Below are 12,892 nucleotides of genomic sequence, written 5' to 3'. Positions count from 1 at the left end.
GTCCTGCGTATGGAGAAGGTCTACATATCAGCCCGCGCAGCTCGGTTCGTTGGCCGGAAAGGGCCGGCCTGCGGGCTTTGAGGGACGAATGGAGGCGATCGGGGGATGGCCAAAGACAGTGGCGTTGGCAGCGCCGTCTAGAATGCGCGGATGAGCCAGATCGTATTGCCTACACTGTTGAACCGTTCGACCCCGCCGCGGCGAACACTGGAGCTGCTGTTCTGGTTGCTGCTGGTGCTGATCAACTGCAGCGGCAATGCGATCACCACTTGGATGGATGCGAACCGCTCCGGTGCGCCCTCCATGGAGTGGTGGGAACCCTGGGTCTGGGAGTTCTCCAGCGGGCTGGTCTGGTTGCTGTTGCTGGTGCCGGCGATCGTCTGGTTCAGCCGGCGCTGGCCGTTGCACATGGACAACTGGCGCCGGCGCCTGCCGTGGTACCTGCTGGCAAGCGTGCCGATCTCATTGCTGCATGTGCTGACGATGTTCGGGCTCAGAATGCTCGCCTATGCATTGGTCGGGGAGCGCTACCACGTCGGCGCCTGGCTTGACGAGCTGCTCTACGAATACCTCAAGGACGTGCGCACCTACGCGGCCATCCTGTTCTGCATCGATGGCTACCGCTTCCTGCGCCGACGCCTGCAGGGCGAGGCACAGCTGCTGGCCGAGCCCGATGCCGGGCCGCCGATGGAGTCGATCGAGCATCCCGAGCGCCTGCTGGTGCGCAAGCTCGGCCGTGACTTCCTGATCGCAACCGCCGATATCGAATGGGCGCAGGCCGCCGGTAACTACGTCAACCTGCACCTGCGAGGCCATGACTACCCGCTGCGGATCACCATGGCCGCGCTGGAACTGAAGCTGGATGCGGCATGCTTCGTCCGTGTCCATCGCAGCTGGCTTATCAATCTCGGCCACCTGGTATCCATTGAACCGCTGGAAGGTGGCGAGGCCTTGCTGCACATGACCGATGGCAAGCAGGTTGCCTGTAGCCGGCGGTACTTGCCGGCACTCAAGTCAAGGTTGAGCAACCACCGGGAGGAGTCTGCGTCGGCTTGAGCAAGAAAAAAGGGGGGGGGCGGGGCCCTTGGCGCGCTGGCTAAAAGCGGCACAATGCGTTCAACGGGTCTGGATGGAACAAACATGATGCAGAAGTCGGTTCTTGCAACAGTGCTGGCAACATCGGTTTCGTTCGCTGTGGTTGCCGCCCATGGGGAGGAAACACAGCCCTTGTTGAACCAGATGCAGGTGATCGCGGAAGCGGACAAGGCGCTGGTTGCAAGGTTTGGCCGTGCTGATTCGATGGTCAATGGACCGGATTTCGACCCAGCCAACAACGAGTGGGCGTTGTTGATCGAGCGCGGTGAATCCAGTGCGCTCCACCGTTACCAGATATCCGTCAATGAGACCTCCGATGAGGTCTGCGTACGCGAACTTCCAGCCACCGATTGCGTCACCAAGGGCGACGCAGGAGTTGCATTGCAGTCAGCACGTGACAAGCGGCAGGCGCTGGCCGAGGCTGTGCTGAATCCGGTACCTGATCTGCAGGGAGTAATGAAGGCAGTCTTGCGCCATCAATCAGCGCCCGGCGGCTATCTGGCAAGCAACCGCATGCCGGTTTATGTCTCCATCAGTTCACCCAAGGGCGACAGCGCGATCGACCTGTCGCCGGCGTCGATCCGCGACCTTGGGGAACTTGGCGTCCAGCTGATGCCTGGCTCGGCGTGGCAGCCACCAAGCGAGGGCACGCGTGTAGGTGATTCGATGAACATGGGCTTGGGCATCCCCACCCGGCGTCCGGATGGTGATTACGACCTTGGATTTGGGTTCTGGTGCGGTGGAACCTGCGGATCGCAGCACGCGGCCGTGCTGCGCCACGACGCGTCGGGTTGGCGTGTTCTTACTTCGGCGATGACCATGATCTTCTGAGCTGCGTTTTTTTCATGCACGCTCTGCATGCACGCGATCTGTGCACGACTTGGCGGATGTTGGCTCAACTCGGGCGAGAGGGGTTTTCATGAGGCATCAAAGTGCACGTGTAAAAGCCGAATTGGCACCTTTGAATACAAAGACCATTGGCATGGTGGTTCGACCGCTGTTTCGGCGCCGCAATGATTACAGCCAAGCCACTCTTGATGAGCTCCCCTCTGAACTCAGTAGGTTTGGGATTCTGACGGTGAAAGATCTGCGGCTTCTCATGAAGAGGCACAGACGGGCCCTCTTGAAAGACGAGAACATCAGAATGCGTCGTGCTGAGGTGTTATGGCTGAGTCAGCAGGCGGATTCTGCCAATCTCGATGCGTTCGCTGGGAAGTCCTGGTACGCCCTTCCCGGGCTGGTAAGGCGAGCCATGGAGTTGGAGTTTGGTGAAGAGGCTGCTGTGTATGTTCTGGAGCGGTAGTTCCAACAACTTTGTAAGTAGCCACTCCGCAACGGCCGGCTCATGATGTTCTGGCCCTCTGTGCGGGCGCAAGCGATCGACTGACGTCCGCGTAATGGCAAAACTGTTGCAGGGGGGATAGGTCCCAGCAGGTTGTTTCCCACCGAATCCCGGCACAATGCCAAAAGGGGGGAGCTTGTGTTGGGCAGCCCGGTGGGGGATGCAGGCGCCAGCAGCGGAACGATCGATCCGCCAACCCCGTTGTGGCTGTTGGTGCGTTTGATCTTCCAACCCTTGGACGGAGTGCTGCGATGAGCATGGTTAGCTGGCGGCGTTGTTGGATGATTTGCCTGCTGTTGGGCGTGGCGGTGACGCCCGTTGCCGCGCAGCAGGGCAGGGAGTTGGTGCGGCCGCCGGTACTGATTGCCGTGTCCAAGGACGAACAGCCAATCGAGCTGCGTCGGGCGAGCATCGACGGCGAGGTGCAGGCTGGCGTCGCCCAGACCCGGATCGAGCTGGTCTTCCACAATCCCAATCGACGGGTGATGGAGGGCGAACTGCAGTTCCCCCTGGCCGATGGCCAGCAGATCAGTGGCTTCGCCCTGGATATCGATGGGCAGCTGCGCGACGCGGTGCCGGTGCCGAAGGAGCGTGGGCGCCAGGTGTTCGAGGCGATCACTCGGCAAGGCCAGGACCCGGCGCTGCTTGAGCAGACCGCCGGCAACCAGTTCCGCCTTCGCGTATATCCCTTGCCTGCAGGTGGTAGCCGCCGGGTGCAGCTGACCATCCGCGAGGCGATGCCCTTGTCCAGCGCGGGATGGCAATGGCGCCTGCCTCTGCAGTTTGCTGCATCCGCCGGGAAGGTCAGCCTGCGCTTGCGTGCGGCGGGCGCGGACAAGCTGGGGCAGGCACCGTTCCGACTTATGGCCGGTGCGCTGGATTGGCAGGGCAGCGGTCGGCAGCTGCCGACGCAGCTGCAATGGCAGTTGCCAGCCAAACCGCAAGCCGCGTTGCAGGTCGCGCGCCATGACGGCCAGCACTATCTGTCCGCGCAACTGCCGGTTGTACTGGCACCAGCGCGCCAACTGCCGTCGGCAGTTGGCCTGCTGTGGGATGCATCGGGTTCGGCGAACTCGCGCAACCGGGCACGCGAGTTCGCTTTGCTGGATCGCTACTTCGCTGCGATGGGCGAGGGCAATGTTGTATTGACGGTGCTGCGCGATAGGCCGGAGCCCGAGCGGCGTTTCAGCATCCGCAAGGGCGACTGGAGTGCGTTGCGGCGGGTCCTGGAGCAGACGCCAAATGATGGTGCCAGCGCCTTGGCATCCTGGAAGCCGGATGCAGCGCTCGGCGAGTACCTGCTGCTCAGTGATGGCTTGTCCAATTGGGGGGCATCGGCCTTGCCTGCGCTGACAGCGGGTCAGCGACTGTTTGCCATCAGCAGTGCGGCCGCTGGCGCCGACACGGCGCGTCTGCGTGGCTGGAGCGAGGCGAATGGTGGCAGCCTGGTGCAGCTCGGAACCGATGATGTGAGTGCGGCGGCAAGCCGCTTGCTGGCCACACCGACGACAGTGGAAGTGGCGCCAGCTCCGGGGCTGCACGATGTGGTGATTGATCGCCGAAGTCTGGAGCAGGGCTGGTTGTGGCTGTATGCACGCGCCGAAGCAGCGCCGACCGGGTTGCGCGTGCGGATCAATGGCGGCCAATGGCAGACATTGAGCGCCACCTCTGACAACGCTGATGCTGGTCTGATGGCTGGATTGTGGGCGCAGGCGCGCTTGCAGCAATTGGCCGCAGATCCGCGCGGCAATCGCGAGGCGATGCAGTTGCTGTCGCAGCAGTTCGGCATGGTCAGCGAAGGCAGCTCCTTGCTGGTGCTGGATACGATCGAGGACTACCTGCGTTACGCGATCCGTCCGCCGGCAGCTTTGCGCGCTGAATATGACCGCCGGTTTGCCCGTCAGGTTGCCGACCGCGAGGCCGCGCGCAAGACCCATCTCGACGATGTAGCCGAGCAATGGAAGCAGCGTCAGGCGTGGTGGGACAAGCGTTGGCCGAAAGATGCACCACCGAAGGTGGCGCAGACTGAGCAGTCGGAGAGGCATCGTTTACGCGACGCGCCAGCGTCGGCGCCGGCAATGGCGTCGCCCCTGCCACCGCCACCGCCACCGCCCGCGTACGTAGCGGCCGAATCACAGTCATTGGACAGGGTGGTAGTTAACGCCAACGCCGCCGCTCCGCGCCAATACCCTGCCGTGGATACGCCGATCAATTCCGGCGACGTACAGATCAAACTTGCTGCGTGGGAACCGGACTCGCCGGTCGCGCAGCGCCTGCGCAAGGCACCTGCCGCCGAGTTGTATGCCTGGTACCTGGACGAGCGCGAAGCAAATGCCAACAGCAGCGCGTTCTTCCTGGATGTGGCCGACATGATGTTGGCCGGTGGGCAGCGCGAGTTGGCGCTGCGGGTGCTGTCCAATCTGGCGGAAATGGAACTGGATAATCGCCATCTGCTGCGCGTGCTTGGCTATCGTTTGATGCAGACGGGTGAACCGGCGCTGGCAGTGCCGGTGTTCGAGCAGGTTCTGGCGATGGCCGATGATGAGCCGCAGAGCTTCCGTGATCTGGGGTTGGCATTGGAAGCGGCGGGGCGTTCGCAGCAGTCGATTGATCCGTTCTATCAGGTGGTGCAGCGGCAATGGGACGGGCGCTTCGATGGGGTGGCGTTGATCGCGCTGGATGAACTGACCAACCTGATCGCACGCGGTGGCCCGTCGCTGGATGCAAAGCAGGTTGATCCACGCTTGCGCAAGGCCATGCCATTGGATCTGCGTGTGGTGCTGGCCTGGGATGCGGACAACAGCGACATGGATCTGTGGGTGACCGATCCCAACGGCGAACGTGCGTACTACGGCAACCGCCTGACTCGCCAAGGTGGGCAGATGTCGCAGGACTTCACCGGTGGTTATGGTCCGGAGCAGTTCTCGTTGCGCGAGGCCAAGCCGGGCCTTTACAAGGTGGAGGCAAATTACTTTGGCAGCCGTCAGCAGCTGGTCACCGGGGCGACCACCTTGATGCTGAGGTTGAGTACGCATTGGGGCACGCCGCAGCAGCAGGACAAAGCGGTGACCATGCGTTTGCAGGACGCCAGCGATACCGTGTTGGTGGGTGAGTTCGAGGTGCGCTGAGCCGCTTGCTGGCTATCTGCCATCTGCCATCTGTTTGTGGGAGCGGCGTAAGCCGCGAAGCAATCGATGCGTCAGGGCGAGGGTTTGGCGGTGCTAGCTTCGCGGCTTACACCGCTCCTGCAAAAAGAAAAGGCCGATGCCAGGGATCTGGCATCGGCCTTTCTGTGCCGCTCGCTTACTTGCGGCGCGCCAGCAGGCGGTAGCTGCCGGTGGCGTTGGGGTCGAAGCTGTGCGCGAAGACGATGTAACGGCCTGCTTCCAGTTCGATTTCCAGGTTCGGATCCAGGCTGGAGTCGCTGTCGTCCTGCTGGGCGACCTCCTCGCCATTGCGCATCAGGGTGATCATGCCGTCCAGGCTGGAGGAGCCTGAGGTCATGCTGATCACGTACTTGCCCTTGCGCGGGATTTCCAGGGTGTACAGGTCGCGGTTGCCGGCACGCAGCTGGCCGTTGACTACCTGGCCAAGCTTGAGCTCGGGGCGGGTCGGGCCATCGGGTGCGGCCGCAGTGGAGGTAGCCAGCTGGAACACACCGCCACGGCTGTTCACCGAACGCACCGAGACGTTGTACTCGCCAGCATCCAGCACCTGGCTGATGCGCGAGTTGACTCCGCCGCCGCCATCATCGTCGCTCAGGGTGATATCGCCGCCCTGCACGGTGAGCATGGTGTCCAGTTCCTTGCCGCTGGCATCGAGCTGCACGCGACGACGCTCCGGCAGCTTCAGCACGAAGCTGCGGGTGTCATCAGCACCGATGAAGCCGCTGACCGTGCCTTCCAGCGGCAGAGTGGTGCCGTCGTTGAAGACCAGGCCTTCCGGGAAATCCGATTGCTCGACGCCGAGGTAGAACGCACCCGAGGCCTCGCCCAGACCACCTGCGGTCAGCGTGTAACGGCCCGGCTGCAGCGGAGCGACCAGGCGAGAGTTGAGGTTGCTGCCGCCGTCATCGTCTTCCAAGTTCAGGCCGTTGCCGCTCAGTTCCAGGCGGGCATCGAACTCGCTGGACTCCAGGTTGATGGTGTAAAGGCCCGGCTTGTCGACCTGCAGGACGAAGGTCTTGTCGCCGTTGGTCAGCCAATCGGTTACCCGGCGGCCAGCGGTCAGCGGCTTGCCGTCATAGGCGACGATGGGTTCGGCAGACAGCTGGAACGGGCCGAACGCACGGGCGTCGGCGCCGCTGACGGCGACCAGGTACTGGCCGGCCTTGTCGGCGCGCATGCTCAGCGTGGCATTACCTTCGCCACCACCGTCGGTGCGCGATACCAGCACGTCGCGGTTGAACACGGCCAGCGTGCCCTTGAGCGCGCCGTTGAGCTTCAGCGATACCGCCTGGCCTGCACCCATCTGCAGCGAGAACAGCTGGCTGCGGGTTCCGTCGCTGTAGTTGATCTGGCTGGAAGAGGTGATTTCGCCGGAAACATCGCCGTCAACGGCGAGCGGGCGGGCAGGGCCGGCGGCATACGCGGGGGCGTGCACGGCGGCGGCAATGGCAAGGGACAGCAGTCCGGCTGCGAGTCGCTTCACTTGAACTCCTTGATGTGGAAGCAGGGGTAAAAAGCAGCCACGCTGCCTGCGGGGGCAGGCAGCGTGGCGGATGGCCCATCACGCCGGTAGGCGGGATAGGCGGTGTGGCTTAGTTGATGACAGCAGCGGCTGCGTCAGCGGTAGCGCTGGCAGCTTCTTCGGCGGCATCCTTGCGGTTGCTGCTGGGCGCGGCGACATCACCACCCAGATCGGTGGTTTCCAGCTCGAACACGCCCTGCTGGCTGCCCAGGCTGGTGACTGCAACGATGTAACGGCCGGCGCGCAGGTCCAGGGTCAGTCGGGCGTTGGTGCCGTTGCCGCCGTCGTCGTTCTCCTCGTCCACACCCGGGCCGGTGATGTGCAGCACCGAGTCGAAACCGTCGGCAATGGCGTCGAACTGGATCTGCTTGGGCGCGTCCAGGTTCAGCACGAAGGTGCGGCGGCCGCGCGAGTCCATCATCGACTGAGCGGTCTGGCCAACGGTCAGCGCGGTGCCGTCACGGGTGACCAGGCCATTCTCGGTCGGGGTCAGCTTGACGTTGAGCTTGAACGAGCCGGTGTGGCTGTTCACCGAGGAGGCGGCGATGGTGTACTCACCCGGCTCCAGGTAGGTGCGGATGCGGGCGTTGAGGTTGCCGCCGTTGTCGTCGTCTTCCAGCTCGACGTTGCGGCCGTTCAGGTGCAGGTAGGAGTCGAACGCGCTGGACTCCAGGGTGACGGCGTACAGGCCGGCCTTGTCGACCTTGAGCTTGTATTCCTGCTTGTCGCCCATCAGCCAGTCAGTGATCTCGCTGTCGGCGCCCAGCGGCTTGCCGTCGTACGGCACGACCTTGGCGCTCTTGAGCTTGAACGGGCCAAACGCGTCGGCGCTGGCGCTGTTGACCGCGACCAGGAAGGTGCCGTCCTTGGGGGCACGGAAGGCCAGGTTGACCGAGCTGCTGGAGTCACCTTCGCCGGAGCCGGAGGAGGACGCATTGGCAATCATGTTCTGGCCGTCGAACACCGCCAGCTGGCCGCTGAGCGAGCCGCCCAGTTCCAGCGAGACGGCTTCGCCGCTCTTCATGGTGACCTTGTAGCCCTGGTGACGGCTGCCGTCGTTGTAGTTCAGGGTGCTGGAAGAGGTGATTTCACCGGAAACCGTCTCCCCGACGGTCAGGTTAGGGGCCTTGTCACCGCCGGTGGAGGCGATCCCGCCCAGCTTCTGGCAGGCGCCAAGGGCCAGGGTCAAGGTGATAGCTGCAAAGAGGCGAGCGTGTCTGGCGTTCAAGCTTAGGTCCTTCATGGTCAGAAATGTCTCCTTTTCCCGTCTTCGCGGGTCAGGAGGCGATTCTAACGTTAAGTTGTGTCTATTCAGCGAGAACGTCTTCACGCCCCAAAGGGCCAATTCAGGAGCCGCCTGGATGCTAGAATCGTCGGCTTGTCTGCCTTACTAGACCGACCATGATCGAACTGAATCCCATCCGCCAGCGAATCACCGATCTCACCGATCGCGTGCTATCGCTCAGGGGGTATCTTTGACTACGACGTCAAGAAAGAACGTCTCGAAGAAGTAACCCGCGAACTCGAAAACCCGGACATCTGGAACAACCCCGAGTACGCCCAGACCCTGGGCCGTGAACGCTCGATGCTGGACAAGACCGTCACCGGCATTGCCGATGTACTGGACGGCCTGTCCGAAGCCACCGAACTGCTTGAACTCGCCGAGAGCGAGCAGGACGAGGACACCGCGTTGGCGGTGGTGGCTGATCTGGACAAGTTCCAGTCGCACATCGAGAAGCTCGAGTTCCAGCGCATGTTCTCCGGTGAAATGGACAGCTGCAACGCCTTCGTCGACATCCAGGCCGGTGCCGGTGGTACCGAAGCCCAGGACTGGGCGGAAATGATGCTGCGCATGTACCTGCGCTGGTGCGAAGCGCGCGGCTGGAAGACCGAGCTGATGGAAGTGTCCGGCGGCGACGTCGCAGGCATCAAGTCGGCCACCTTCCGCGTCGAAGGCGAGTTCGCCTACGGCTGGCTGAAGACCGAGATCGGCGTGCACCGCCTGGTGCGCAAGTCGCCGTTCGACTCGGACAACCGCCGCCACACCAGCTTCACCTCGGTGTTCGTGTCGCCGGAAGTCGATGACAACATCGAGATCGACATCAACCCGGCTGACCTGCGCACCGACGTGTACCGTTCTTCCGGTGCCGGCGGCCAGCACGTCAACAAGACCGAGTCGGCGGTGCGTATCACCCACATCCCGACCAACACCGTGGTTGCCTGCCAGACCGGCCGCAGCCAGCACCAGAACCGCGACACCGCGATGAAGATGCTGGCCGCCAAGCTGTACGAACTGGAAGTGCAGAAGCGCAACAGCGAGCGTGATGCGCTGGAAGCGACCAAGTCGGACATCGGCTGGGGTAGCCAGATCCGTAACTACGTGCTCGACCAGAGCCGTATCAAGGACCTGCGCACCGGCGTTGAGCGTACCGATACGCAGAAGGTGCTGGACGGCGACCTGGATGAGTTCATCGAGGCCAGCCTCAAGTCTGGCCTGGAAGCCGGCGCCAAACGCAGCGACGCGTGATCCGGAATGGCCCTGCGCGGGCCATTCCCTTGTTGTACGGTGCGGTTTCACCAGACGGTGGCCGCACCTTGGTTATCTCCCCCAAATTGAAATCAAAGCCATGACCGAACAGACCCCTGAAACGCAGCAGCTTCCCGTCGACGAGAACAGCCTCATCGCCGAGCGCCGCGCGAAACTCACGGCGCTGCGCGGGCAGGGCATCGCCTACCCGAACGACTTCCGCCGTGAAGACTTCGCCGGCACCTTGCAGGCCGAGTACGCCGATGCCGAGGCCTGGACCAGCGAAGCGCTGGAAGCCACCGGCCGCACCGTGAAGATGGCCGGCCGCTTGATGGCCAAGCGCATCATGGGCAAGGCCAGCTTCGCCCAGATCCAGGACGAGAGCGGCCGCATCCAGCTGTTCCTGCAGGCCACCGCACTGGGCGAGATCTACGCGGCGTTCAAAGGCTGGGACGTGGGCGATATCATCGCCGTCGAAGGCGGCCTGACCCGTACCAAGACCGGCGAACTGTCGGTCAAGGCGACCAGCATCCGCCTGCTCACCAAGTCGCTGCGCCCGCTGCCGGACAAGTGGCACGGTCTGGCCGACGTCGAACAGCGCTACCGCCAGCGTTATGTCGACCTGATCGTCACTCCGGAATCGCGCGACGTCTTCATCAAGCGTTCCAAGATCATCCGCGCGATGCGTGCATGGCTGGACAACCGCGACTTCCTCGAAGTCGAGACGCCGATGATGCATTACATTCCCGGCGGCGCCACGGCCAAGCCGTTCACCACCCACCACAATGCGCTGGACCTGGATCTGTATCTGCGCGTTGCGCCGGAGCTGTACCTGAAGCGTTTGGTGGTTGGCGGCCTTGAGCGCGTCTACGAGATCAACCGCAATTTCCGCAACGAAGGCGTCAGCACCCGCCACAACCCGGAATTCACCATGATGGAGTTGTACGAGGCTTACGCCACGTACAACGAAGTGATGGACCTGACCGAAGGCGTGATCCGCGATGTCGCGCAGAGCGTGCTCGGCACCACCGTTGTTGAATGGGATGGCGCACAGATCGACCTGGCTCCGGCGTTCCGCCGCTGGCGCATGGACGAAGCCGTGCGTCACCACAATCCGGAAATCACTGCCGCTGACTGCACTGATCGTGATGCGCTGCTGCGCCATTGCGAACGCCTGAAGATCCGCGTCAAGCCCAGCTACGGTTGGGGCAAGCTGCTGCTGGAAATCTTCGAAGCCACGGTCGAGCACACCTTGATCCAGCCGACCTTCATCACCGATCACCCGGTCGAGGTCTCGCCGCTGGCCCGTGCCAGCGACAACGACGCCGGCTACACCGATCGCTTCGAACTGTTCGTCAACGGCAAGGAGCTGGCCAATGGCTTCTCCGAGTTGAACGACCCGGAAGACCAGGCTGCACGCTTCCAGGCCCAGGTTGAAGCCAAGGACGGTGGCGATGACGAGGCCATGCATTACGACGCCGACTACATCCGTGCGCTGGAATACGGCATGGCACCGACCGGCGGTCTGGGTATCGGTATCGATCGCCTGGTGATGATGCTGACCGGCCGCGCCTCGATCCGCGACGTGCTGCTGTTCCCGTACATGCGCCCGGAAGCCTGATCGAGCTGCAAGCGAAAGTGCAAAGGCCTTCCCGTAACCGGGAAGGCCTTTTTTGTTTCTGAAATGTAGTGCCGAGCCATGCTCGGCAGGTGCTTTACCAGCGAAAAGCGCCCCTCACCCCATCCCCTCTCCCGCACGCGGGAGAGGGGCTAAAGCCATCGCGGCCCCAATCCTGTAGTGCCGAGCCATGCTCGGCAGAGGCTTTACCAGCGAAAAGCGGCCCTCACCCCAACCCCTCTCCCGCACACGGGAGAGGGGCTAAAGCCATCGGGGGCCCAATCCTGTAGTGCCGAGCCATGCTCGGCAGAAGCTTTACCAGCGAAAAGCGGCCCTCACCCCAACCCCTCTCCCGCACACGGGAGAGGGGCTAAAGCCATCGCGGCCCCAATCCTGTAGTGCCGAGGCATGCTCGGCAGGGGCTTTACCAGCGAAAAGCGGCCCTCACCCCAACCCCTCTCCCGCACGCGGGAGAGGGGCTAAAGCAGTCGCGGCCCCAATCCTGTAGTGCCGAGCCATGCTCGGCAGGGGCCTTCCCGCTAGCGCCTCAGCCCAGGACAGCCCGCACACCCAGATTGATCAGCATGCCGCCAACCAACAGCCAGGCAAATAACAACAAAGCCAACAACATCGGCTTGGCACCGGCCTGACGCAACGCCGAAGCGTGCGTGGTCAGACCAAGCGCAGCCATCGCCATCGCCAGCAACACGGTGTCCAGCTCAACAAGCACATGCACCAGCCCAACCGGCAGCAGCTGCAAAGAATTGAATCCAACCATCGCGATGAAGCCGAACGCAAACCACGGAATGGTGATCTTCGAACGCTCGCCATTTCCGCCGTTCTGGCCACGCGCCAGCAATGCAGACAGACCAACCAGGAACGGCGCCAGCATCATCACCCGCACCATCTTGGTGATGACCGCGGCATCGGCGGCAGGCTCACTGACCGCACGACCTGCAGCCACTACCTGCGCAACCTCATGCACGGTAGAACCGGTAAACACGCCGAACGCGGTTTCATCCAGCGGCATCCAGCCCGCCGACACGCCCCACTGATACAGCAGCGGGTACAGGAACATCGCGATCGTGCCAAACACCACCACCGTGGCCACGGCAACGGCCACCTGTTCGGCGCGGCCCTTGATCACCGGTTCTGCCGCCATCACCGCTGCAGCGCCACAGATCGAGCTGCCAGCGCCGATCAGCAGCGCCGAATTGCGATCCATGCCCAGCAACCTGGTGCCCAGCCACCAGGCCAGGCCGAAGGTCGAGCACAGCACCAGCGCATCGATCGCCACGCCAGCAACACCAACCTGGCCGATATCCTGCAGAGTAAGACGCAGACCATAGAGAATGATGCCGGCGCGCAGCAGGGTGGCCTTGGAGAAACCAACGCCTGCATCAGCACGTGTCGCCAGGCTGCGATAGACCGTGTTGCCCAGCACGATACCGATGACGATGGCCAGGGTCAGCGCGCTGATGCCGTGGTCCTGCATCCACGGCAAGGTGCCCAGCCAGATCGACAGGCCAGCGACGGCGGCCGTCAGCAGCAGGCCGGGGAGGCGGGGGAGGGGCATTGAGGTCAGCCCTTGGGTCGAGGTGTTCATAACGTTGGGTTATTA

General features: G+C 63.1%; 8 protein-coding genes. 5 read left to right on the top strand and 3 right to left on the bottom strand.

Going from position 1 to position 12,892, the window contains the following annotated elements; all coding sequences use genetic code 11:
- Positions 1-150: 150 nt before the first annotated feature.
- The 3 genes from Q5Z11_RS11700 to Q5Z11_RS11690 all read left to right on the top strand — a co-directional run bounded on the left by Q5Z11_RS11700 (position 151) and on the right by Q5Z11_RS11690 (position 5,565).
- Positions 151-1,056 (top strand): LytTR family DNA-binding domain-containing protein, encoded by a 906-nt coding sequence (locus tag Q5Z11_RS11700; RefSeq protein WP_303746585.1) that lies wholly within the window; start codon positions 151-153, stop codon positions 1,054-1,056.
- An 84-nt stretch (positions 1,057-1,140) separates the two neighbouring features.
- Entirely contained in the window at positions 1,141-1,926 is a 786-nt protein-coding gene (locus Q5Z11_RS11695) for a hypothetical protein (protein WP_303746584.1), read from the top strand.
- A gap of 768 nt (positions 1,927-2,694) precedes the next feature.
- Complete coding sequence (locus Q5Z11_RS11690; protein WP_303750020.1) at positions 2,695-5,565, top strand: VIT domain-containing protein; 2,871 nt, start codon at positions 2,695-2,697, stop codon at positions 5,563-5,565.
- A 175-nt stretch (positions 5,566-5,740) separates the two neighbouring features.
- Here the strand turns inward: Q5Z11_RS11690 and Q5Z11_RS11685 are convergent, their stop codons facing one another.
- Together Q5Z11_RS11685 and Q5Z11_RS11680 are read right to left on the bottom strand one after the other, a co-directional pair.
- A complete protein-coding gene (locus Q5Z11_RS11685; protein ID WP_303746583.1) occupies positions 5,741-7,087 on the bottom strand; it encodes an ABC transporter substrate-binding protein in 1,347 nt (448 codons plus the stop codon).
- Between the two features lie 109 nt (positions 7,088-7,196).
- Positions 7,197-8,354: an ABC transporter substrate-binding protein gene (locus Q5Z11_RS11680; protein WP_303746582.1), complete on the bottom strand. Its 1,158-nt coding sequence runs from the start codon at positions 8,352-8,354 to the stop codon at positions 7,197-7,199.
- 173 nt (positions 8,355-8,527) lie between these two features.
- Between Q5Z11_RS11680 and prfB the strand changes: the two genes are divergently transcribed.
- Positions 8,528-9,653, top strand: a protein-coding gene (gene prfB, locus Q5Z11_RS11675) for a peptide chain release factor 2 (RefSeq protein WP_303746581.1) whose coding sequence is annotated in 2 segments (ribosomal slippage) — positions 8,528-8,602 and positions 8,604-9,653 — 1,125 coding nt in all. Because the reading frame shifts where the segments join, the coding sequence is not laid out codon by codon here.
- Between the two features lie 100 nt (positions 9,654-9,753).
- Positions 9,754-11,274 (top strand): lysine--tRNA ligase, encoded by a 1,521-nt coding sequence (gene lysS, locus Q5Z11_RS11670; protein ID WP_303746580.1) that lies wholly within the window; start codon positions 9,754-9,756, stop codon positions 11,272-11,274.
- A gap of 544 nt (positions 11,275-11,818) precedes the next feature.
- Here the strand turns inward: lysS and Q5Z11_RS11665 are convergent.
- Positions 11,819-12,847 (bottom strand): YeiH family protein, encoded by a 1,029-nt coding sequence (locus Q5Z11_RS11665; RefSeq protein WP_303746579.1) that lies wholly within the window; start codon positions 12,845-12,847, stop codon positions 11,819-11,821.
- Positions 12,848-12,892 lie beyond the last annotated feature (45 nt).

It is taken from the genome of Stenotrophomonas sp. 610A2 (assembly GCF_030549615.1).
Classification (GTDB): domain Bacteria; phylum Pseudomonadota; class Gammaproteobacteria; order Xanthomonadales; family Xanthomonadaceae; genus Stenotrophomonas; species Stenotrophomonas pigmentata.
This window is presented reverse-complemented; position numbering and strand designations above follow the sequence as displayed.